Source organism: Ruegeria lacuscaerulensis (genome assembly GCF_013034685.1).
Classification (GTDB): domain Bacteria; phylum Pseudomonadota; class Alphaproteobacteria; order Rhodobacterales; family Rhodobacteraceae; genus Ruegeria; species Ruegeria lacuscaerulensis_B.
Map to the genome: position 1 here is coordinate 144,811 of NZ_WQGO01000001.1, position 23,190 is coordinate 168,000.

General features: G+C 59.7%; 17 protein-coding genes. 9 read left to right on the plus strand and 8 right to left on the minus strand.

Annotated elements, in window-relative coordinates:
- The first annotated feature begins 9 nt into the window (after positions 1–9).
- The 4 genes from GOV80_RS00730 (at position 10) to GOV80_RS00745 (ending at position 5,182) form a co-directional block, all read left to right on the plus strand.
- Positions 10–1,527, plus strand: coding sequence for a class I adenylate-forming enzyme family protein (locus GOV80_RS00730; RefSeq protein ID WP_170774294.1), 1,518 nt, complete (start codon positions 10–12; stop codon positions 1,525–1,527).
- Positions 1,524–2,183 carry a DsbA family oxidoreductase gene (locus GOV80_RS00735; protein ID WP_170782487.1) on the plus strand — a complete coding sequence of 220 codons (660 nt, stop codon included), beginning with the start codon at positions 1,524–1,526 and terminating at the stop codon, positions 2,181–2,183. Before GOV80_RS00730 ends, GOV80_RS00735 begins: the two co-directional genes overlap by 4 nt.
- Positions 2,184–2,258: 75 nt before the next feature.
- The gene (locus tag GOV80_RS00740; protein WP_170782488.1) at positions 2,259–3,467 is read left to right on the plus strand and encodes a multidrug effflux MFS transporter; all 1,209 of its coding nucleotides are present in this window, start codon (positions 2,259–2,261) and stop codon (positions 3,465–3,467) included.
- A 56-nt stretch (positions 3,468–3,523) separates the two neighbouring features.
- Positions 3,524–5,182, plus strand: a complete 1,659-nt coding sequence (locus GOV80_RS00745) for a hypothetical protein (RefSeq protein ID WP_170782489.1) — start codon at positions 3,524–3,526, stop codon at positions 5,180–5,182.
- Between the two features lie 137 nt (positions 5,183–5,319).
- On the opposite strand, the gene mfd is transcribed toward GOV80_RS00745, so the two are convergent.
- Together mfd and GOV80_RS00755 are read right to left on the minus strand one after the other, a co-directional pair.
- Positions 5,320–8,778, minus strand: a complete 3,459-nt coding sequence (mfd, locus tag GOV80_RS00750) for a transcription-repair coupling factor (protein ID WP_170782490.1) — start codon at positions 8,776–8,778, stop codon at positions 5,320–5,322.
- A gap of 21 nt (positions 8,779–8,799) precedes the next feature.
- On the minus strand, positions 8,800–9,324 hold the full coding sequence (locus tag GOV80_RS00755) for a component of SufBCD complex (protein WP_170782491.1): 525 nt from the start codon (positions 9,322–9,324) through the stop codon (positions 8,800–8,802).
- Between the two features lie 108 nt (positions 9,325–9,432).
- Between GOV80_RS00755 and hemB the strand changes: the two genes are divergently transcribed.
- The 4 genes from hemB to GOV80_RS00775 all read left to right on the plus strand — a co-directional run bounded on the left by hemB (position 9,433) and on the right by GOV80_RS00775 (position 14,285).
- Complete coding sequence (gene hemB / locus GOV80_RS00760; protein ID WP_170782492.1) at positions 9,433–10,431, plus strand: porphobilinogen synthase; 999 nt, start codon at positions 9,433–9,435, stop codon at positions 10,429–10,431.
- 140 nt (positions 10,432–10,571) lie between these two features.
- Positions 10,572–11,144, plus strand: coding sequence for a lipid-binding SYLF domain-containing protein (locus GOV80_RS00765; protein ID WP_170774306.1), 573 nt, complete (start codon positions 10,572–10,574; stop codon positions 11,142–11,144).
- A gap of 173 nt (positions 11,145–11,317) precedes the next feature.
- Positions 11,318–13,780, plus strand: coding sequence for a penicillin acylase family protein (locus tag GOV80_RS00770; RefSeq protein WP_170782493.1), 2,463 nt, complete (start codon positions 11,318–11,320; stop codon positions 13,778–13,780).
- 109 nt (positions 13,781–13,889) lie between these two features.
- Positions 13,890–14,285 (plus strand): nuclear transport factor 2 family protein, encoded by a 396-nt coding sequence (locus GOV80_RS00775; protein ID WP_170774310.1) that lies wholly within the window; start codon positions 13,890–13,892, stop codon positions 14,283–14,285.
- Positions 14,286–14,288: 3 nt separating this feature from the next.
- On the opposite strand, the gene hflX is transcribed toward GOV80_RS00775, so the two are convergent.
- The 4 genes from hflX to trkA form a co-directional block, all read right to left on the minus strand.
- Entirely contained in the window at positions 14,289–15,560 is a 1,272-nt protein-coding gene (hflX, locus tag GOV80_RS00780; protein ID WP_170774312.1) for a GTPase HflX, read from the minus strand.
- Positions 15,560–15,799 (minus strand): RNA chaperone Hfq, encoded by a 240-nt coding sequence (gene hfq / locus GOV80_RS00785; protein WP_005982826.1) that lies wholly within the window; start codon positions 15,797–15,799, stop codon positions 15,560–15,562. The genes hflX and hfq overlap by 1 nt, the downstream gene beginning before the upstream one ends.
- A gap of 126 nt (positions 15,800–15,925) precedes the next feature.
- Positions 15,926–17,464, minus strand: a complete 1,539-nt coding sequence (locus GOV80_RS00790) for a TrkH family potassium uptake protein (RefSeq protein ID WP_170782494.1) — start codon at positions 17,462–17,464, stop codon at positions 15,926–15,928.
- Positions 17,464–18,840, minus strand: a complete 1,377-nt coding sequence (trkA, locus tag GOV80_RS00795; protein ID WP_170774316.1) for a Trk system potassium transporter TrkA — start codon at positions 18,838–18,840, stop codon at positions 17,464–17,466. Before trkA ends, GOV80_RS00790 begins: the two co-directional genes overlap by 1 nt.
- Positions 18,841–18,936: 96 nt before the next feature.
- On the opposite strand from trkA, the gene GOV80_RS00800 reads away from it, so the two are divergent.
- Positions 18,937–19,416 (plus strand): hypothetical protein, encoded by a 480-nt coding sequence (locus GOV80_RS00800; RefSeq protein ID WP_170782495.1) that lies wholly within the window; start codon positions 18,937–18,939, stop codon positions 19,414–19,416.
- Between the two features lie 12 nt (positions 19,417–19,428).
- Here the strand turns inward: GOV80_RS00800 and ntrX are convergent, their stop codons facing one another.
- Positions 19,429–20,838, minus strand: coding sequence for a nitrogen assimilation response regulator NtrX (ntrX, locus tag GOV80_RS00805; RefSeq protein WP_170782496.1), 1,410 nt, complete (start codon positions 20,836–20,838; stop codon positions 19,429–19,431).
- Positions 20,835–23,123 carry a sensor histidine kinase NtrY-like gene (locus GOV80_RS00810; RefSeq protein ID WP_170774322.1) on the minus strand — a complete coding sequence of 763 codons (2,289 nt, stop codon included), beginning with the start codon at positions 23,121–23,123 and terminating at the stop codon, positions 20,835–20,837. The genes ntrX and GOV80_RS00810 overlap by 4 nt, the downstream gene beginning before the upstream one ends.
- Between the last annotated feature and the right edge of the window lie 67 nt (positions 23,124–23,190).

Consider the following 23,190-nt stretch of genomic DNA (forward strand, 5'->3'; position numbering starts at 1 on the left):
CCAAGGTCCATGTTGTCTGTCTTCGATCAAGGCCCGCCACCAGCTTGCCCCGTACCATTCAATTTGGCTGCGCATGTGTTGCGTCACGCGGATGATTTTGCGGAAAAGACCGCTTTGTCAGTGCTGGGTGCGCAGAGCGCGCAACATTGGACTTATGCCGCGTTGAAACGCGCCATACTGGGCACAGGCGCCGGCTTGCTGCAGGCGGGTCTGTTCCCGGGTGATATCGCGTTGATGCGGTTGGGAAACACGGTTGATTTTCCGATTGCGTATCTGGGCGCAATTGCGGTGGGGATTGTCCCCGTTCCAACCTCGTCTCAACTGACCGAGCCAGAAACGACGAAAATCATTCAGGATCTGAAACCAGCGGCTGTGCTGCGTGACCCATCGGTGGCTTGTGCTCCTCATCCAGTTCAAGTTTCCTTGTCCGACCTGACCATGATGCGGGACCTCGCACCCGCCACAGTCCAGATGGGCGACCCCGAGCGTTTGGCTTATGTCGTCTACACCTCCGGCACTTCGGGCAAACCCCGCGCCGTTGCCCATGCCCATCGAGCGATCTGGGCGCGGCAGATGATGGTCGATGGCTGGTACGGGTTGCGCGAAGATGACCGGTTGTGCCACGCGGGTGCCTTCAACTGGACCTATACGCTGGGCACCGGGTTGATGGATCCCTGGACAATCGGTGCCACGGCGCTGATCCCAGAACCGGGCACCGATCTGACCGCCCTGCCCGGCTTGCTGCGCGACCACCAAGCCACGATCTTTGCCGCCGCTCCGGGGGTGTTCCGCAAGATCGTATCGTCCCCTGATAACCTGCACCTGCCCGATCTACGCCATGGATTGTGCGCCGGGGAAAAGCTGTCGCCTACGCTGCACCATGCCTGGATGCGCGCCACGGGAACCGAGCTGTTCGAAGCTTACGGTATGTCCGAATGTTCGACCTTCATCTCCTCCAGCCCTAACCATCCGGCACGGGGAGAGTCATTGGGACAACCGCAACCCGGTCGTCGCGTTGCGATTCTGGGGCCCGACGGCCCTGCACCGCGGGGTCAGGCAGGCACCATCGCCATCCACCGTTCGGACCCCGGCCTGATGCTGACCTATCTGAACGCCCCGGACGAGGCGCAAGCGCGAATGCAGGGCGACTGGTTTTTAACCGGAGATCAGGGGGCGATGGCCGTTGACGGCCAGATCACTTATCTGGGGCGCGACGATGACATGATGAACGCGGGCGGCTATCGGGTCTCACCGATTGAGGTCGAAGCGGTGCTGTCGCAATACCCAGGCATCGCGCAGGTCGGAGCGGCAGCGGTTGAGGTCAAACAGGACACTTTTCTGATCGCCGCTTTCTATACCGGGCCGGAAGAACTGGACGAGGCGGACCTGCGCACCTATGTGGAAGCAAATCTGGCGCGCTACAAGCAACCGCGCGCCTTTATCTATCTGCCCGAACTGCCGACCGGTGGGAACGGCAAACTCCTGCGCCGGGCGCTTCCGGCCTACTTCAAGGCGAGCCAACAATGACCCAGACCGTCAAGCTTGATATCATGTCCGACCCGATTTGCCCGTGGTGCTATATCGGCAAGACCCATCTGGACAAAGCGCTGGCCGCGATCCCCGACCACCCCTTCGTCATCGAATGGCACCCGTTTCAGCTGAACCCCGACATGCCTGATAACGGCATGGATCGTCGTGAATATCTGGAGCGTAAATTCGGCGGCAAAGAAGGCGCCGTGCGGGCCTATGCGCCGGTGGTCGAACATGCCGAGAATGCCGGGCTGAAGATCGACTTCGAAGGCATGAAGCGCACCCCAAATACGCTGGACGCGCACCGCCTGATCCATTGGGCCGGGATCGAGGGCAAGCAAACCGAGGCCGTGGACGCCCTGTTCGACGCCTATTTCGTCCAGGCGCGCGATATCGGAGACCATGAGGTTCTTGGCGATATTGCAGACAGCGTCGGCATGGACGCCGCCGTAGTGTTGAAACTGTTGAAGTCAGACGCAGACCGTTCGGATATCAGCAACCGCGACAGCCACTCGCGCCAAATGGGCGTGAACTCGGTCCCGACCTTCATCGTGGCCAACCAGCACGCCGTTCCCGGTGCGCAGCCGCCCGAGATGTGGGAGCGCGTGATCGCGGACATCATGTCTCAACTTGAGGCCTCCCCTGCAAATTAGCACAGGTCTGTGTGCATTGGCATGACTGGCGCCCCCTGACCGCGCGTGATAGCGCGAACGGGTCAGGAGGGCACCATGGCCAGTCGCATGTCTCGCGGAGAGTTCGTCGCACTTGTCGCAATGATGTTTGCAACAATTGCGTTTTCCATCGATTCGATATTGCCTGCGCTGCCCGATATCGGCGCACAGCTTAGCCCCGATGACACCAACAAGGCGCAACTTATCCTGACATCCTTTGTGCTGGGTATGGGTATCGGCACCTTCTTCACCGGCCCGTTGTCGGACGCTTTCGGGCGCAAACCTGTAATCTATGTAGGCTCGGCCCTTTATATCCTTGCCGCTGCCGCCGCATGGGCAAGTTCTTCGCTGGAAATGCTGCTGCTGGCCCGCGTTCTGCAAGGTGTCGGCAGCGCCGCGCCGCGTGTGGTCGCCATGGCCATAATCCGCGATCTCTATTCTGGGCGCGAGATGGCGCGGATCGTCTCCATCGCCATGATGATTTTCACTTTGGTCCCGGCCATTGCACCCATGATGGGCGCCGGCGTGATCGCCTTGGCCGGTTGGCGCGCGGTCTTTGTCTCCTTCATGCTGTTTTCGCTGATCACCATCGTATGGATGGGCCTGCGTCTGCCCGAGTCGCTGACGCCCGAAAACCGCCGTCCCTTGCGCTTGCCGCTAATGCTGGATGCCGCCCGCGAGATGTTCAGCCACCCCACGGTGCGCCTGTCAATCATGGTGCAGACCCTGTGCCTTGGCATGCTGTTTACCATGTTGACCATGGTCCAGCAGGTCTATGACGAGATCCACAACAGCGCCCACAGCTTTCCCTTCTGGTTCGGCTTTGTGGCACTGATGTCGGGCTCGGCCAGTTTGCTGAATGCGACCCTTGTTGTGCGTCTGGGCATGCGACGGTTGGTGACTTGGGGGCTGGGCGGTCAGATCCTGTTCACCTCATTCGTGCTGCTGCTGAATTCGTTCGACCTGTCGGCCAACCTGTCCTTTGCGCTATTCGTCAGTTGGCAGACAGCGGTGTTCTTCATGGCCGGAATGACCATGGGCAACCTCAACGCCATCGCGATGGAACCGATGGGCCATATCGCGGGCATGGCGGCTTCGGTGATCGGTTCGGTTTCAACCGTTCTGGCCGCGCTGATCGCTGGCCCAATCGGTCTGCTCTTTGACGGTTCGATCCTGCCTCTGGGCGCGGGTATACTGACCATGAGCACATTGGGTTTCGGCCTGATGCTGCATATGGGCCGGATCGAAAACAGACTACTCGTCTGACCTGTGCAGCTTGATTGAAACGCGCTAACCTCCGCTCGACCCGAGGGGAGACTGAAATGAGCGACTATTACGATCTGGGCCCATATTCCTGCCCGATCACTACGACTTCACACGACGCGCAGCTTTGGTTCGATCGGGGGCTGAACTGGACCTACGGTTATAACCATGACGAGGCCGTCGCCTGTTTCCAGCGCGCTGCCGAGGCCGACCCGGACTGTGCCATGGCCTTTTGGGGTATCGCTTATGCGGCGGGTCCTAACTATAACCTTCCCTGGGATTTGCGAGATGACCGCGGGAAGAAAAAGTCGCTCGAGCAAGCCTATGACGCAGCGCAGCAGGCACTGGCTCTGGCCTCAATCTGCAACCCGGTCGAACAAGCGCTGATCAACGCCCTACCCGCACGCTATCCGCAGCGCGAACCAATCCCCGACATGCACAGCTGGGACCATGACTTTGCCGAAGCCATGCGTGACGCCTTTGCCGCGCAGCCCGGCAATCTGGACCTGCGCACGGTTTATGTCGAGGCGCTATTGAACCTCACCCCCTGGCAAATGTGGGACCTGAAGACAGGCCAACCTGCCGAAGGTGCCGCAACGTTTGAGGCGCAAACCGCGCTGGAAGACGCCATGACCGACGATCCTGCTGCCATGTCTCATCCCGGCTTGCTACACCTTTACGTGCACCTGATGGAGATGTCGCCAACCCCGGAAAAAGCGCTCAAGGCAGGCGACGTGCTGCGCAGACTGGTTCCCGAGGCCGGGCACCTGGTTCACATGCCCACCCATATCGACGTCCTGTGCGGCCACTACCACGATGTCGTTCAATGGAACCAGCAGGCCTCGGTCGCGGACGTGAAGTATTACGAGCGCGAAGGCGCCTTTACGATCTATACCGGCTATCGGCTGCACAATTACCACTTCGCAATATATGGCGCGCTCTTTTTGGGTCAGATGGCACCGGCTCTGGCCGCAAATCAGGCAATGTGGGACACAACCCCGGAAGAGATGCTGCGTATCGAAAGCCCGCCGATGGCTGATTTCTTCGAAGCCTATCTGTCCATGAAACCTCACATCCTGATCCGCTTTGGTCGTTGGGCCGAGGCCAAAACGCTAGACCTGCCGGATGACCCCGACCTCTACCGAACGCTCACGGCCACAACCCACTATGCCCGCGCACTCGCCCATGCTGCGACCGGAGAGGTTGCCGAAGCCGAAGCGGAAGAATCCCTGTTCCACGCCGCCAAAGCCCGCGTGCCCGAGGCCCGCCGCCTACACAACAACCGAGTCATCGACCTGCTGGAAATCGCCAGTGAAATGCTGCGGGGTGAGATCGAATACCGCAAAGAAAACTATGAAGCGGCATACACGCACCTTCGCCGCTCGGTCGATTTGGATGACACGCTGCCCTACGACGAGCCATGGGGCTGGATGCAGCCCACCCGCCACGCGCTTGGGGCGCTTTTGTTCGAACAAGGTCACGTGACCCAGGCCGAAGCCGTATATCGGGAAGATCTGGGTCTGGGCGGAACGCTCAGCCGCGCCTCGATCCACCCGGACAATGTCTGGAGCCTCAAGGGCCTGCATGATTGCCTCAAGGCGCGGAATGAAACGCTCGAAATCCAACAGATCAAACAACGGCTAGACCTCGCTCTAGCTCGGGCCGACCGGGCGGTCGCAGCTTCGTGTTTCTGCGCCCAAGCCGCGATGCAAAGCTAAATCGCGCTAAAGCGCGATGCCTCCGGCGGGGATATTTTTAGCCAGATGAAGCTGGGATCCCCCGTTCATCTGGCCTTAAATATCCCGGGGGAGTCGCGCGACACGCGCGCCGGGGGCAGCGCCCCCTTCCACCGGTTTCAACTGGTTTTGGACTTCTTTTTCTGGGCGATGACTTTCTCGGCCAGATCACGGGCAATCGCAAACGCCCCCTTGATCTTGTCACCGTCATTCTTCCAGTCCCGCCGCACCACAATCTTGTTGTCTTTGACCTTAGCCATGCCACGTTGGTTTTGGATGAATTCGACCAGCCCTTGCGGAGACGCGAATTTGTCGTTGTGGAACTGAATGGTAGCACCCTTTGGGCCCCCATCCAGCTTGGCGATACCTGCGCGTTTGCACATGGCTTTGATGCGAACGACCAGCATCAAGGTGTTTACCTCTTTCGGCAATTTGCCGAACCGGTCGATCAGTTCGGCGGCGAAGCCTTCCAACTCGACCTTGGTCGACAGCGAGGACAAACGGCGATAAAGGCCCAGACGCACGTCTAGATCGGGTACGTAGTCGTCGGGGATCAGAACCGGGACACCCAGATTGATCTGCGGCGCCCATTGATCATCGGCATCCGACAGCCCTTCCATCTCGCCAGCTTTGATCTTGGCAATCGCCTCTTCCAGCATCGACTGATAAAGCTCGTAGCCCACGTCGCGCATCTGGCCGGATTGTTCTTCGCCCAGAAGATTGCCCGCGCCGCGAATATCCAGATCCTGAGAGGCCAGCGTGAACCCGGCGCCCAGCGTGTCCAACGAGCCCAGAACCCGCAGACGTTTCTCGGCTGTGGCTGTCAGGCGGGCACGAGGCTTGGTGGTCAGGTAGGCGTAGGCGCGGGTTTTTGAACGTCCCACCCGGCCTCGGATTTGGTAGAGCTGCGCCAGGCCGAACATATCGGCGCGGTGTACGACCATCGTGTTCGCGGTAGGAATATCAAGCCCGCTTTCCACAATCGTCGTAGCCAGCAACACATCGTATTTGCCATCGTAAAAGGCGTTCATCCGATCATCAAGCTCACCTGCCGCCATCTGACCGTGGACGACCACATAGGTCAGTTCCGGCAGTTGTTCCTTTAGGAACTCTTCGATCTCAGGCAAGTCCGAGATACGCGGGACCACGTAGAAACTCTGCCCACCGCGATAGTGTTCTCTCAGCAAGGCCTCGCGGATGGTGACCGCGTCGAACTCACTGACATAGGTGCGGATGGCCAGGCGGTCGATGGGTGGCGTGCCAATGATCGACAGGTCGCGCACGCCTGTGAGGGAAAGTTGCAATGTCCGCGGGATCGGCGTGGCGGTCAGGGTCAGGACGTGGATGTCGCTGCGCAGTTGTTTCAAGCGCTCTTTGTGGCCGACGCCGAAATGTTGCTCTTCGTCAATGATCAGCAGGCCCAGATTGTTGAACCGAATACCTTTGGCCAGCAATGCGTGAGTACCGATCACGATATCCATGGTGCCGCGTGCCAGCCCGTCGCGGGTTTGCTGCGCTTCTTTCGCTGAAACGAAACGAGAGAGTTGCCGCACTTCAAGCGGGAAACCCCGAAAGCGCTCTTTGAACGAGGCGGCGTGCTGACGGGCCAGCAGCGTTGTCGGCGCGATCACCGCGACCTGAACGCCTGACATGGCGGCGACAAAGGCGGCGCGCATTGCGACCTCGGTCTTGCCGAAACCCACATCGCCACAGATCAGGCGATCCATCGGCGCGCCGGAATGCATGTCTTCCATCACCTCGGAAATCGCGCGCAATTGGTCGTCCGTCTCTTGATAGGGAAAACGAGCGCTGAACTCTTCCCATGCGTGAGGCGGCGGATCCATCACAGGAGCCTTTCGCAGCGCGCGTTCGGCGGCGATGCGGATCAGCTTGTCCGCCATCTCGTGGATGCGCTCTTTCAGCTTGGCTTTCTTGGCCTGCCATGCGCCGCCGCCCAGACGATCCAGCAGACCTTCGTCATGGCCGTATTTCGACAGCAGCTCGATGTTTTCGACCGGCAGGTACAGCTTGGACTGTTCGGCGTATTCCAGCAGCAAGCACTCATGGGCAGCACCAGCGGCGGTGACGACCTCCATCCCCTGATAGCGGCCGATGCCGTGATCCACATGCACCACGAGATCACCGGGGGTCAGGGATTGAGTCTCAGTCAGGAAATTTTCGGCCTTGCGGCGCTTCTTTGGCTGGCGGATCAGGCGGTCGCCCAGCACGTCCTGTTCAGCGATAACGGTCAAGTCGGGGGTTTCAAACCCATGCTCCAGCGCCCAGACGGCCAGATGCAGGCCCCGTTTGCCGACGCGGGTGCCGTCGGTAACGGGGATCGCCTCGGCCAAGCCTTCGTCTTCGATCAACCCGGTCAGGCGTTCGCGTGCGCCTTCGGAATAGGAGGCGATCAGCACCGGGCCTTGGGCCATCTTGTCGGTGATGTGCGCGGCCAGAGCGCCAAACAGGCTGATGCTTTCCTGCTGCCGCTCAGGCGCAAAGTTACGCCCGATCCGCCCGCCCGCGTCGATTACACCCGGCCCGCTAGCCTGTGGTAGCGGGCTGAATTGCAGCACCCGACGATCACCGATCGCTTGCTCCCATGCGGCATCATCCAGGTAGAGCAATCCGGGCGGGGTCGGCTTATAAACCGTATCCATTCGGGACCGGTTTTCCAGCGCCAAACGCCGGGTCTCATACTGATCAGCAATCGTATCCCACCGCGCCAGACGTGCGGGTGTGACCTGATCATCTACGGTGATCGTTGCGTCGGGAAGATAGTCGAACAGCGTTTCCAGCTTTTCGTGAAAGAAAGGCAGCCAGTGTTCGATGCCCTGATGTTTGCGCCCTGCGCTGACCGCCTCGTACAGAGGGTCGTCGGTGCCCGCCGCGCCGAACTCGATACGATAGTTCTGGCGGAAGCGCGTGATGGCAGCATCGTCCAGAATGACCTCGGACACCGGGGCCAGCTCCACCACCTCCAGCTTTTCGGTAGTGCGCTGCGAGACAGGATCGAACCGGCGCGCGCCGTCCAGAACATCTCCGAACAGGTCCAGACGCACGGGGCCGGATTCGCCCGGAGGGAAGATGTCGATGATGCCGCCGCGAATGGCATAGTCGCCGGGTTCCATCACCGTGGGGCTTTGGGTGAAGCCCATGCGCACAAGGAAATTGCGCAGCGCGGCCTCATCCACGCGGTGGTCCACACGAGCGGTAAAGGCCGCCTCGCGTAGAACCTCTCGGGCGGGCACCCGCTGGGTGGCCGCGTTCAACGAGGTCAGCAGCACGAACTGATCTGGCATCTGGTGCACTAACGCAGCCAGCGTCGCCACGCGCGCGGCGGCGATATCAGCGTTGGGCGAGACCCGGTCAAAGGGCAGACAATCCCAGCTGGGAAACACAAAGACCGGCATGTCGGGCGCAAAAAAGGCAAGGGCTGCTCGCATCGCCTCAAGCCTTTTGTCGTCGCGCGCCACATGACACACCGGCCCGCCGGACCGGGCGATCTCGTTCAGGACAAGCTGTGCGTCAAACCCTTCGGGGGCGCCGCCAACCGTGACATGGTTCGGAGCCTTCATCGCCTAACCTTTCCGAATTCTCTATCCCAGAACGCCGATGGAAAAGTTCTGATACATACCCCAAAGCGAGGTAATCAAGATCGAAATCATCCCCACGATCTGCGTATAGATCCTGCACCGCGTGAGGGTTTTCGCCACAAAGGCCAATTCAGGTTCAACCCGGCTCAACTTGCGCGCGGCCGAGATATTGATGAACGTTACCAACACCAGTGGAAACATCAGTAAAAACACCGCCTGCGCAAATTCCACGCCATAGACAAAGCCCAGCATGGCCAGCCCGGTGAAGAAAAAACAACTTAGCCCCAGCAGCGCAAGTCCCGACACCTCGACAATATAAAGCAGCCGATTGCGGTTGATCCGGACGATGTCCAGCAGATCCTGCTCGCTCTGCCCCCCGATCCGGCGGGCGCGCTGAACCAGATCAAACGGCACACCCATCGACCAATGGCTGGCGGTCGACCACAAAACGGCCAGCCCGATCCAATACCACAGGTTCGAAAAGCTGCGCATATCGATGATTTCGAAAATCGAAGAAAACAAGTCCACGCGTCAGCCCTTTAATTCACTGTCCTGAGGGACCCGCGTCGATCGTTACCCTTGAGACTACGCCGAATTCATGCCACCCAATGCACGAATATTCAAGGAGAGCGCGACATGAAACCGACCATCGCCCCTTATCCCCTGACGCGCTTTCGCCGGGCCCGCCAGTCCGAAGCCATCCGCGGACTGGTGCGCGAGAACGTTCTGACCACAGATGACCTGATCTGGCCGGTGTTTGTGCGCGATGGAGAAGGCGTGGAAGAGCCCGTGCCTTCGATGCCCGGTGTCGTCCGCCGCTCGGTCGATATGATCGCAAAAGCCGCTGTTGAGGCTCAAGCATTGGGGATTCCGGCAATTTGCATCTTTCCCTATACCGACCCGAGCTTGAAAACCGAAGATTGCGCCGAGGCGTGGAACCCCGACAATCTGTCGAACCGGGCGATCCGGGCCATCAAGTCCGCCGCCCCCGATATCGCGGTTATGACGGACGTCGCGCTGGACCCTTACAACATCAACGGTCACGACGGATACGTCGTGGATGGCGAGATTGTGAACGATCAGACCGTCGAGGCACTGGTCAAAATGACGCTGGCGCAGGCCGAGGCCGGGGCTGATATCATCGGACCATCGGACATGATGGACGGACGCATCGGGGAAATGCGCCGTGCTTTGGAAAACGCCGGGCATCACAACGTGATGATCCTCAGCTATGCCGCGAAATATGCCAGCGCTTTTTACGGGCCGTTCCGCGATGCCGTGGGCGCGTCGGGTGCGCTGACCGGAGACAAGAAAACTTATCAAATGGATCCCGCCAACTCGAACGAGGCTTTGCGATTGATCGAGCGCGATCTGACCGAGGGCGCAGACATGGTGATGATCAAACCCGGGATGCCCTATCTGGATATCTGTCGCCGTGTGAAGGACGCCTTTGGCGCGCCCACTTATGCCTATCAGGTTTCAGGCGAATACGCGATGGTTCAAGCGGCGGCGCAAAACGGTTGGATCGACGGAGAAAAGGTGATGCTGGAAAGCCTGCTGGCCTTCAAGCGCGCGGGCTGTGACGGCATCCTGACCTATTTCGCGCCCACGGTCGCACGCCTCTTGCAAGGATAAAATTCCAGTGTGACGCGGTTTTTCGCCGATTGTGATGAGTGCGGCGGCAGCTTTCCCGTGACAGGACGCCGCAATCGGCGTAGTCTTGCACATAAGATCGGGATCACCCGGCAAATCAGGCAGTTATACAGAGAAAACATATGAGCAGTTCCAACCTTCCCCGACTGAACCGTCGTGGCTTTGCGCTTGGCATGGCCGGTCTGACCGTGACCGCCGCCTGTGGCAATGGCGTCGGCAATTCCAATGCGGCAACGATCGACGCTCGCGTCGATGCGACGTTGACCGAAATGTATGCGAGCTATCCCAACACTGTTGAGATCGCCAACAAGGCCAATGGTATGCTAGTCATGCCACTGATCACCGAAGCAGGTTTTGTCTTCGGCGGCGGTTTTGGGCGTGGCGCGCTGCGCATCAACGGGGCAACAGTAGACTACTACTCAGCCGTCAAAGGCACCGCCGGCTTACAGATCGGCGCCCAGCAGTATGCGCATGTTCTGTTCTTCATGACACAAGATGCGCTGAACGACTTCCGCCGCGCCAGCGGTTGGACCGCCGGAGCCGACATCGGCTACGTGGTCAGCGATCAGGGTGACAGCCTTTCGACCGACACGACGACACTGCGCTCGCCTGTTCTGGCGGCTGTGTTTGGTCAAGCGGGTCTGCAAATCGGGGCGACCGTCGAGGGCACAAAATATACGCGGATCATTCCGTAAAGCTGAAATACCACCCCCTCGCTAAGTGCCCGTCATGGCCCAACGGTTGTGGCGGGGTTTCGCGTTTCTAAAGCAGAGTTAAACCTGCATATTTCGTGGCGTTCCTCTTTCGGTTGGTACAGCCTTCCTTTACTCTGCGAACAAGGTTTGACGGAACGGATTATGGACCGCAGATGGGTATAGTTTTTCGCTGGTTGGTGCGTATCACCTCGGCCCTTGTCATGTTGACGCTGGGGGCTGTGCTTCTGGTTTATTTCTTGGCCAGCCAATCCCTGCCCGAGTATAACCAGACCGTCGCCGTGCGGGGCGTGACCGCTCCTGTCGAAATCGTACGAGACACCGCAAATGTACCCCATGTTCTGGGTCAATCCGACCCGGATGTGTTCTTTGGGCTGGGCTACGCCCACGCGCAGGATCGTTTGTGGCAGATGACCGTCATGCGCCGCACCGCCCAAGGTCGCCTGTCCGAGGTCTTCGGTGCACGCACGGTCAATATCGACAAGCTGCTGCGCCGGTTGGACCTGTACGGTCTGGCGCATCGCTCGTTTCAGGTACAGGACGACTATACCAAAGCCGCCTTGCGGGCCTATGCGGCGGGCGTGAATGCGCGTTTGGACGAGATCAACGAAATGGCCCTTGGCCGCGGCGCGCCCGAGATGTTTCTGTTCAACGCCCCCGTTTCGCCTTGGCAGCCCGGAGACAGCCTTGCCGTCATCAAGCTGATGGCGCTGCAACTGTCCGGCCACCTTGAGGACGAGGTGCTGCGAGCGCGCACTTCGCTTATGCTGAACGACTCGGCTCGGTTGGCCGATATCCTGCCCGATGTACCCGGTGCCGGGATCGCGGCTCTGCCGGAATATGCCACGCTCTTTCCCGGACTTCCGCGCTATGCCCATGGCACGCCGATGCCCGATAGCCCGCTGTCACCTTTCCCCAAGCGCGGCCTTGCAGGCGCGTCTAACGCGTGGACAGCTGCCCCCTCACGCTCGGCTATTGGCGGCACGCTGTTGGCCAATGACCCACATCTGGGCTTCACCGCACCTGGCGTCTGGTATCTGGCACGGTTAGAGCTGGCCAAAGGCGGCGTGATCGGCGCGACAATCCCTGGTGTGCCTGCGGTCATGGCCGGGCGCAGTGATCGGCTGGGATGGGGACTGACCTCGTCCTATCTGGACGATCAGGATGTGCATATCGAACGGCTCAACCCCGACAACCCCGAGGAATACGAAACACCGGACGGGTTCAAAGCCTTCCGCGCGCGCCCCTCGATCATCGAGATCAAGGACGAAGCCCCGATCACCCTGACCCTGCGCTGGACCGAGAACGGACCTGTGCTGCCCGGCAGCCACTATGATCTGGAAACGATCACTCCACCCGGTCACGTGACTTCATTGTCTTGGACCGCGCTGAGTGCGCAGGACACCTCCATGTCCGCCGCATTGGCCCTGATGAATGCCAACAGCGTGCGGCAAGGGATCGAAGCAGCCGAGGGCTATATCGCTCCGTCACAGAACCTATCGCTGGTCGATCGGACCACCATCGGGATGAAACTGATCGGGGCCATGCCACGCCGCGCCTTGCGCAACCAAAGCCGGGGCCGTATCCCGACGCCCGGCTGGCTGAACGAGAACCGCTGGCAAGGTCGCCTGCCCTATGCCGACAACCCCGAATTTGTGGCCCCGGCGGGCGGCATTTTGGGCAATACCAACAACAAGATCATCGACCGACCCTTTCCCGAACATGTTTCATACGAATGGGGCGACACACAGCGCATTCACCGCTGGCAGCGTTTGATGCAATCGCGCGAAGTGCACACCCGCGACAGCTTTATCGAGGCGCAGCTAGACACGGTCAGTTTCACAGCCCGCTCGCTTCTGCCGCTGATCGGTGCGGACCTGTGGTTCACCGGTGCCTCTGCACCCGAAGGCACGCCCGAACGCCAGCGCCAGATCGCGCTTGGTCTGCTGGCCGAATGGAACGGCGAGATGAACGAGCACCTGCCCGAACCGCTGATTTATGCCGCCTGGTTGCGGGCGCTACAAATCCGCCTGATCTCGGACGAGCTGGGCCCGCTAGCCGCGGAATACAAACATGTCGAGCCGCTGTTCATCGAGCGCGTCTACCGCGACATCGACGGCGCGTCAGTTTGGTGTGACGTCCGTCAAAGCGCACCGGTCGAAACCTGCACTGACATGGCGCGACTGGCGCTGGACGATGCGCTGATCTGGATTTCCGAGAAATACGGTGGCGCGCTGGAATCTCTGCGTTGGGGCGATGCACATCAGGCCACCCATGATCACCCGGTTCTGGGCTCGGTTCCGGTTCTGCGGTTCTTCGTCAACATCCGTCAATCCACCAGCGGCGGCGACAATACTTTGCTGCGGGGGCGTACCTCGGGCGAAGGGCCGGACCCATTCCAGAACGTACATGGCGCGGGGTATCGGGGCGTCTATGATTTCGCCGACCCTGACAGCTCGGTCTTTATCACGGCCACAGGTCAGTCGGGCCATTTCCTGTCGCGCTACTATGACGATCAGGCGCAACTCTGGCGGCGCGGGGAATACATCCCGATGTCGCTGGACCTTGATCTGGCGCGTGCGGCGGCGGTCGGCGTGACCCACCTGACCCCGCGCTGACAACCGGGTTTTAGGCAAGACATTGCCCTGAAACCAAGGTTTCGTGGACGCAGACCCTTGTTCTGGCTTACGATCTCAAGGTGAAACGATTTGAGACCGGGGGGAATTGATGGCCAGTATTAGAGATACGATGAACAATCTTGCGCGCGACTATGCAATCGCGTGGAGTTCAGGCGACCCGGACGCCGTTGCAAGTTTCTATGCACCCGACGGGCAAATCATCATCAATCGGGGCGAGCCCATTGTCGGTCGCGCTGCGGTGGCCGAGATGGCACGCGGGTTCTATGCAGACTTCCCGGATCTTGAAGTGCGCTGCGACATGCTGCGTTGGGCGGGGAGCCACGCCATCTTTGTTTGGACCCTTGAAGGGCACCATGCACAGACCGGCAACCACGTCGTCGCCCGAGGCTGGGAAGAATGGGAACTGACCGCGGACAACAAGGTCAAATCCTCGCTAGGCTGGTTCGATGCTGACGATTACCAGCGGCAGATCGACGGGGCATAGTGCCTACAAGGCGGCGAACTGCGCCGCCTGTTTATCCGTCCACAAAACGGTGATCTTAAAGCCATCCTCAGTCTGCTCCTCGGTCCGCACGACATCCTGACGGAACAGCCACGCGCGTTTGTCGCCTTCGGCAAAGCTGAGCGTCAGGGTGATCTCGTGACGGACGCCTTGCAGCTTGGTGGCGATCTCGGTCAGCAGCACATCAACCCCGTCGCCCGTCACCGCCGAGATGGCAAAAACCGCAGGATCACGCTCGGCGCGGGCTATGGCGGCTTCGCGATTGTCGTCGGTCAACAGGTCGATCTTGTTCCAGACCTCAAGCCGAGGGCGCGCGTCATCCACACCCAGCGAGGTCAGGATCGTTTCGACATCGCGAGCCTGTTCGTCGGTCTCTTCATGGCTGATGTCGCGCACATGCACGACGATATCCGCGCCCAACACTTCCTCGAGCGTGGCGCGGAAAGCCGCCACCAGCTCGGTCGGCAGGTTCGAGATAAAGCCCACCGTGTCTGACAGGATCACCTCGGGGCCATCGGGCAGCTCTACCCGGCGCATGGTCGGGTCAAGCGTGGCGAACAGCATGTCCTTGGCCATCACCTCGGCCCCGGTCAGACGGTTGAACAGAGTGGACTTGCCCGCGTTGGTATAACCCACCAACGCCACAATCGGATACGGCACCTTGGCACGGGCCGCACGGTGCAGGGTGCGGGTCTTGACCACCTTCTGCAACTGCCGCCGCAAGCGAACAAGTTGTTCGTCAATGGCGCGCCGGTCGGCTTCGATCTGCGTCTCGCCGGGGCCGCCCACAAAACCCAATCCGCCGCGCTGGCGTTCCAGGTGGGTCCAGGCGCGTACCAATCGTGTCCGTTGATAGCTGAGCGCGGCCATCTCGACCTGTAGAACACCTTCACGTGTTCGGGCGCGGTCGCTGAAAATCTCAAGGATCAGCCCGGTCCGGTCGAGGATTTTGACCTTCCACGCTTTTTCGAGGTTTCGTTGCTGAACGGGTGTCACCGGGCCGTCGATCAGCACCAACTCAATTTCATTGTCATGTAGCCGCTCGGCCAGTTCTTCGATCTTACCACTGCCGAACAACAACCCGGCCTGCGCCCGCGGCAGGCGCACGATTTCAGAGCCGACCACGTCGAGGTCGGGCAACGCAGCGGCCAGTGCAACCGCCTCTGCCAGCGCCGGTTCGGGGACACGACGCTGTTCATCTGACTTGATTTCCGGATGCAGCACCCAGGCACGGGTGCGCGTCCTGTCATGTTCCATCAAGAGGCGTCTTCGCCCTCATACAGGTTGATCGGCTGTGATGGCATGATGGTCGAGATCGCGTGCTTATAAACCAGCTGCGACTGTCCGTCGCGACGCAACAACACGCAAAAGTTATCAAACCACGTGATCACACCTTGCAATTTCACACCGTTGATCAGGAAAATTGTGACCGGGACCTTTGCCTTACGTACATTGTTCAGGAACGCGTCCTGCAGATTCTGTCTGTCCGAAGCCATATTTTTATAAACTCGCCATTGTTCTTGCTACGCGCTGCGGACCAACGCGCTCCCTCTGGCGGAGTATGGAGTGTCGTTAACCGAGTTTCCAGATGAAAAATCAATCATTAACACGAGTGTTGATTCTCAGTCCCGCCAGAGCGTGGGCGTAATCAAGGCAATAATGGCCAGAGTCTCCAATCTGCCAATCACCATCGCCGCGCACATGGTCAGCTTGGCGCTTGACGAAAGGTCAATCAGGCGCAGAGGTACATCGGTTGCCAGTTCGATCAGCGGACCCGTGGTGCTGAGCGCCGCGACCGTCAGCACCATCGCCTGTTCGAACCCCGCCCCCATCGCGGCCAGCAACATATTGAACAGCGCGGCGGTCAACGCGAACATCATCAAGAAGATCCACGCAATGAATGCACCATCGCTTTGAATACGTCGGTTACCGCCGCCCACCCCACTGACCGAGGATGGATAGATCAGCCGGTCAATCTCGCGCGCACCATTCAGATAGAGCGCAAACACGCGCAGCAGTTTGACCCCACCGGCGGTTGTCGCGACCCCGCCGCCGATCAGAGCAATGCCCATCAGGATCAGACCCGGCGTGCCAAGGCCAGACAGTTGCTGCGCATCGTTCCAGTTCGCGCTTTCAAACCCTGCCGTGGTCAAAAAGGACAAGCCTGTAAAGAGCATACCCCAAATCACATTGACCGCCTGCATCGGTTCTAACCGGTTGCCGATCTCATTGACCCCCAGCCAAACCCGGACGAACAAAAGCGCAGCGACGGCGCCAACGATCATCAGTCCGATGCGAAATTCTGGGTCTTTGTCCAGGCGCGAATAGCCGGTTGTTGCGGTGTCGGTCGAAAAGGTTAGGCGCGACAAGGCGAAGAAAAGAAACAAGAACAGGATCGCCTCACCCGTGAACCCGGCCTGTGCACCCTCCATTCCGCCGACCGGAGAAATCCCCGAGGTCGCCATCGTAGACATGGCGTGGCAGATCGCCGTCAGACCCTGCTCGCCCGCAATCAACAGCAGCAGGCAGATCACAAGCGTCAGACCGGCATAGATCGGTGTCAGCGTCCGCGCGACCCGGATTAGCCGCCCGCGTGGATCAACCTTTTCGCTTTGCGCCACGCCCGAGACCGGACGACCCGGCTGGCCGCGCGCCGTAACCTCGAACCCGCCTAGCGACAGAGGGGCCAGGATCGCGGCGGCTGAAATCCACATCAGCAGGCCGCCCATCCACCCCACTTGCGCGCGCCAGAAATGCAGAGGCGCGTTTAGACGGTCGGGGTCGGGAAACAGGTCGGCGCCGGTCGTGGTCAGCGCGCTGACCATGTCGAAATAGGCGTTCAGAAAGGTGGTATTCCCCAAAGCGTCATGCAGGGGGATTGCCAGATAAAGGGGCAAAACGGTGAAACTGGCCAGCAATACCGCTAACTGCCCCAAAGTCCCCCTGCGCGGTACACGGTTCGATGAGGCCAAAGCAATGATGGCCACGATGAACAGCCCAAGAAACCCGGAATAAAAAAATGAGCGCGAGGTGTCGTGATCATCCAGAACCAGCGCATAAATCGCGGGTATCCACATGGACAGCGCGGCAAGGGCCCAGATCAGCAGAAACAGCGGCAAACGCCGCACCAATCCGATCCGCTGTGTCCGCGCGCGCTCCATCAGAAGAAATCAATCGAAACCTGCATCAAGCGCTCGACCTCGGGCACGTCCTTGGCCATGGCAAAGATCGCCAGCACGTCTTTCTCTTCGATCCGCAGGCTGCCCGTGGGGCGCAGCAACTCATCACCTTTGCGAACAGCCCCGACCAGAACGCCCTCGGGAAAGTCGATGTCACGCAGCCTTTGCCCCGCCATGGGAGAGGTCGACAGAACCTCGGCCTCGATCACCTCGGCCTCGGCATCGCCGATGGAATAAACCTGCCGCACGCGCCCATGGCGGATGTGGCGCAGGATCGAGCTGACAGTGGTAGCGCGCGGGTTGATATAGGCGTCAATGCCCAAAGGTCCCATCAAGGCCACCATGCTCGGATCATTGATCAGTGCAATCGCCAGCGCACAGCCCTCGGCCTTGGCCCGCACGGCGGCCAGCAAGTTGGCGCGGTCGTCGTCAGTGACGGCCAGCATCGCGTCGGCACGCTCGATCCCGGCTTCGCGCAACAGCGCGGAGTCCAAGCCATCGCCGTTCAGAACAATCGTGCGCTCCAACGCTTCGGCGGCCAGTTCGGCACAGCTGCGGTCGCGTTCGATGATCTTGGCGCGCACCCGGCTTTCGCGTTCCTCAAGCGTCCTCGCAACCTCGAGCCCGACATTGCCGCCGCCCACGATGACCACGCGGTCCTGTTTCTTTTGCGCCTTGCCGAAAACCTCCATCGTGCGGTCGACGTCTTTTACGTTGGCAAAGACATAGCATTCGTCACCAACGAACAGCTGGTCCTCGGACTCCGGGGCAAACAGAGTCCCCTCGCGCCGCACCCCAACCACGATCGAGCTGAGGGTCGAGAACAGATCGGTCAACTGACGTAGGGGCGTGTTTACGATCGGGCAATCCTCGTCAATGCGGATGCCCAAAAGCTGCGCCTGCCCGTCCATGAACATCTCGGTATCAAAGGCCGAGGGGGCCGAAAGGCGGCGCATGGCGGCGGCGGCCACCTCGCGTTCAGGGCTGATGACCACGTCGATGGGCAAGTGATCGCGGCGATACAGGTCGGAATGGATGGCCTGTAAATAGGATTTAGACCGCAATCGGGCAATCTTGCGCTGGATCGAAAAGACAGAATGCGCCATCTGACAGGTGACCATGTTCACCTCATCGGAATGGGTGGCGGCGATGATCATATCCGCATCACGGGCGCCCGCGCGCTGAAGTACATCAGGATAGCTGGCAAAACCGGCAATACCCTGAACGTCCAGTGTTTCCGTGGCGCGACGCACCAGGTCCGGGTTGTTGTCAACCACTGTAACGTCATTCAGTTCGCCCGACAGATGCCGCGCAATCTGCCAGCCAACCTGACCGGCCCCGCAAATGATGACCTTCATATACCTGGCCCTTCTGCCTGAAAGGATTGAATGACAGATGGCCCCAAAACGGTCAATCGAATTGTCATTTCCGCCTGCCGAGGGCAAGATAAGCCTATGAAAACAGTTGCCCGTTTCCTGATACCTGTCTTTGCGTTGACCTCATGCGGTCCGCTTTCGATGTACTACCAAGAAGGCGCAAGCGTTTCGCGTGTGCAGACCGAGACTACACAATGTCAGGTTCAGGCACTGGATGACGCTCCGGTGGCGACCCAGGTGCGTCAAGGCCCCCCCACCTATTGGCCGGGCCGTACCCGCTGCGACGGGCGCGGCAATTGTTATCGCACAGCGGGATGGTGGCAGCCTGGGCAGATCTACACCGTGGACGTCAATAAAGGCCTACGCGACCGTGTTGAAGCACAGTGCATGGCGGCCAAAGGGTATCGCCCGATCAGCCTGCCACCGTGCAAGCAACGGATAAAAGCCAGTGTCCCAGCCGCACGCACGACCCAATTTCCGCCGATTGGAACCGAGTCCTGCTTTGTTAAATTCGACGACGGATCGTTTCAGATCATCACACCCGGCCAGACGGGGTGAAGGACCGGCGGATTATTCCGCCGGCTCCGGTTCGTCCAGTTGCGCCACCCTTGCGCCCGATTTGTTCGACGTCACCACGCCCAGTGATTTCAGCTTGCGGTGCAGCGCGCTGCGCTCCATCCCGACAAAGCTGGCGGTGCGGCTGATATTGCCGCCAAAGCGGTTGATCTGGGTCAGCAGGTATTCCCGCTCGAACGCCTCGCGGGCTTCGCGCAGCGGCAAGGTCGCCAGCGCGCCAGACAGAACAACGCGGCCGGAATCGTCGGCCTTTTCATCCTCGGTCGGCAGTTCCTTAGCCTCGATCGGCCCCGTGCCGTCGCCCAGGATCAGCACCCGTTCGATCAGGTTTTTCAACTGACGCACATTACCCGGCCATGTCATGGTCTGCAGCAAGGCCACCGCTTCTTCGGAAATCTCGCGAACCGGCAGGCCCTGCGTTTCGTTGCACATCTCGATGAAATGCTGGGCCAAAACCGGAATATCTTCGCGCCGATCCTCAAGCGAGGGCACGTCGATCGGCACCACATTCAGCCGGTGATACAGTTCCTCGCGGAAGCGATCAGCGGCAATCTCGGCATCCAGATCCTTGTTGGTGGATGAGATCACGCGCAAATCCACCCGAACCTTGTCCGACCCGCCGACACGTTGGAATTGCTGGTCGACCAGCACGCGCAGGATTTTGGATTGCGTGCCCAACGGCATATCCGCGACCTCGTCGAAATAGACCACACCGCCATGCGCCTCTTCCAACAGACCTGATTCCACCCCCCGGTCCGAGGATTCGCGGCCAAACAGAACTTCTTCCACGCGCTCGGGTTCGATCCCGGCGCAGTTTACGGTCACGAAGGGCGCGTTGGCACGGTTTGAATGCGCGTGGATATAGCGCGCCGCGATCTCTTTGCCCGACCCTGCCGGGCCGCTCAGCATAACGCGGCCGTTCGATTTTGTGACCTTGTCCAACTGCCCCTGCATCGCTCGGAACGAGGCGGATTTGCCGATCATGTCGGAATTTGTCACCTCTTTGCGCTTGAGCGAGGCATTCTCGCGACGTAGACGCGATGTTTCCATTGCGCGGCGGATGACCACCATCAACTGGTCAATATTGAAGGGTTTTTCGATAAAGTCATAAGCCCCCTGCTTGATCGCCGCGACCGCAATTTCGATGTTGCCGTGGCCGGAAATAATCACCACCGGCACATCCGGGTTGTCACGTTTGACGGCTTTCAAAATATCGATCCCGTCCATCCGGCTGTCCTTCAGCCAGATATCCAGAATCAACAGCCCCGGCGGTTCCGAGTTGATCTGGGCCATGCACTCATCCGAGTTGCCCGCCAAGCGGGTCGTATAGCCCTCGTCCTCCAGAATGTCGGACACCAGTTCGCGAATATCGCGTTCGTCATCTACGATCAGAATGTCGCTCATCTTTGGCCTGCTTTCAGTTTGTTTGTTTGAATTGCCTGCTTTTGGGGCGCGTCAGACGGGGAAAAATTACCCGCTGGTAAACGGATCACGGCCATCGCGCCAAAATGGTCCTGTCCGTCGAAGACCGGCGCGTCTTCCAAAGTCAGCGCGCCGCCATGTTCTTCGATAATCTTTTTGACGATGGGCAGGCCCAAACCTGTCCCAGCATCCCGCGTTGTCACATACGGCTCGAACAGGCGCGCCCGATCTTCGGGCAGGCCAATGCCGTTGTCTGCAATTGTGATGACGGTACCCGCGTCATCGCTTTCTACGTCCACTTTGATCTGTGGCTTCAGGTTCTCGGGGGGGCCTTTTTGTTTAAGGGTTTCTATGGCTTCCCCGGCATTCTTGATCAGGTTCGTCAGTGCCTGGTTCAACATCGTCGCATCCAGATCAGCTGGGATCGGATCATCCGGCAATTGCGCCGTGATCTCGACATCGGGCTGCCCTGATTGCTGCAACAAAACCGCCTCGCGTACCAGATCGACAACGTTTTCCTCACGCCGATCGGGCTCGGGCATCCGTGCGAATTTTGAGAATTCGTCCACGATCCGCCGCAGATCATTGGTCTGCCGTACGATCACATCGGTCATGGATACAAGGCTATCGCAATCCTCTTCATCCAGCTTGCGCGAGAATTTGCGTTTGATCCGTTCGGCGCTCAGTTGGATCGGGGTCAGCGGGTTCTTGATCTCATGCGCAATGCGTCGCGCCACATCGCCCCACGCGGCCATCCGCTGCGCGCTAACCAGATCGGTCACGTCATCAAAGGCGACAACATAGCCTTCCAGCCCGCCATCCTCACCCCGTCTGGTTGCCATCCGCACCAGCAGGTTTTCAAGACGGCCCTTGCGCGTCACCTTGACCTCACCCTGAACGGCTTCCTGCCCGCTTTCCTTAAGGCTTTCGAACAAGGGCAGAAACTCGGGCACCGCTATGCCAATCGCCAGCGTTTCGTCCCCGCGCGACCAGTCCAACAATCGTTCCGCCGAACGGTTCACCAGTGTAACGCACCCATCGGGATCGACACCAACAACGCCCGACGTGACCGAACTGAGCACCGAATCGAACAACCGACGACGACGTTCGATCTGGCGGGTATTTTCTAGCAGAGTGTCGCGCTGTGCATTAAGTTGCCGCGTCATCTGGTTGAAATAACGTCCCAATATGGCAATCTCATCGTCGCTGGCCTCTTCGATGACTTGAACGCTCAGATCACCGGCCCCCACACGTTGCGCCGCTGTAGTAAGCCGTCCGACGGGACGCGACAGGCGCTCGGCAAACCACATACCCAGCGACATCGCCGCCAAGATCAAAATGACCGCAAATCCCAGATAGAGCAGACCAAATTCGAACAGTACCCTGCCCCGTTCGCTTTCAAGCTGTTGATAGAACTGCACAGTTTCCTTGGTGTCATCCAGCAGCGTCAACAACTGACCATCCACCTCGCGGCTGACATAGAGATACCGGTCCAGATAGGCGCGTAGCGGCACGAGCGCCCGGAATTCACTGTTTTGCCAATCGTCGATGATCAGAAGGCCTGTGTCAGAGGCCTCTACGATCTGCTCGGGCGTCGGTGCCTCATAGTTGAACAGGTAAGACCGGTCGCCGCGCGACTTTATTTCCCCTGCTCCGTCAATGACATAAGCCTCACGCAGCCCACGTTGAATTTGCGATTGTCCTTGCGCAAGAACCGCGCGCAATTCCGCGTCCGAGATATAGAAATCCACCGCGCGCGCATTGTTGAGGTACAGCGCCAGAACCGTCGCGTCCTGCCGCAAACCTTCGCGGTGCTCCTGCTCATAGGCTTCGGCGGCGGTCAGGGATGAGCCAACAACCTGCCTCACCCGGTCCGAGAACCAGCCCTCGAGACCGATATTTACCGTCAGGCCAGCGAAAATCGCCACCGTCACTGTCGGCACCAGTGCGAGCAGGGTAAAGGCACCAATCAGACGCAGGTGCAGACGCGATCCGGCCGATTTCGCCCGGCGCGCGGCGATCAAACTGCCCAATTGGCTGAGAACCAGCGCAGCAACCACCAGCACATAGACCAGATCTGCCAGCAGAATCAGGCGCAGCGACGGCGCGGTTGTGCCCAAGTCAAAGGGACCGATGACCAGATAGGTCACCAACGCCAGAACCGGGCCCAGAAGAACTAGACCCAAGGTGCTAATATTGCGCAGCTTTCGGGATTTCCGCCACCGATTAATCGATAGGATCAGCCCGCTCTGTGCTCGGGATGCCACCGTCTGCCCTCATCCTGATGCGCCGTTTTCACGGCAAACCGCCATATTTCGTGGTCCTTGTCGGGGT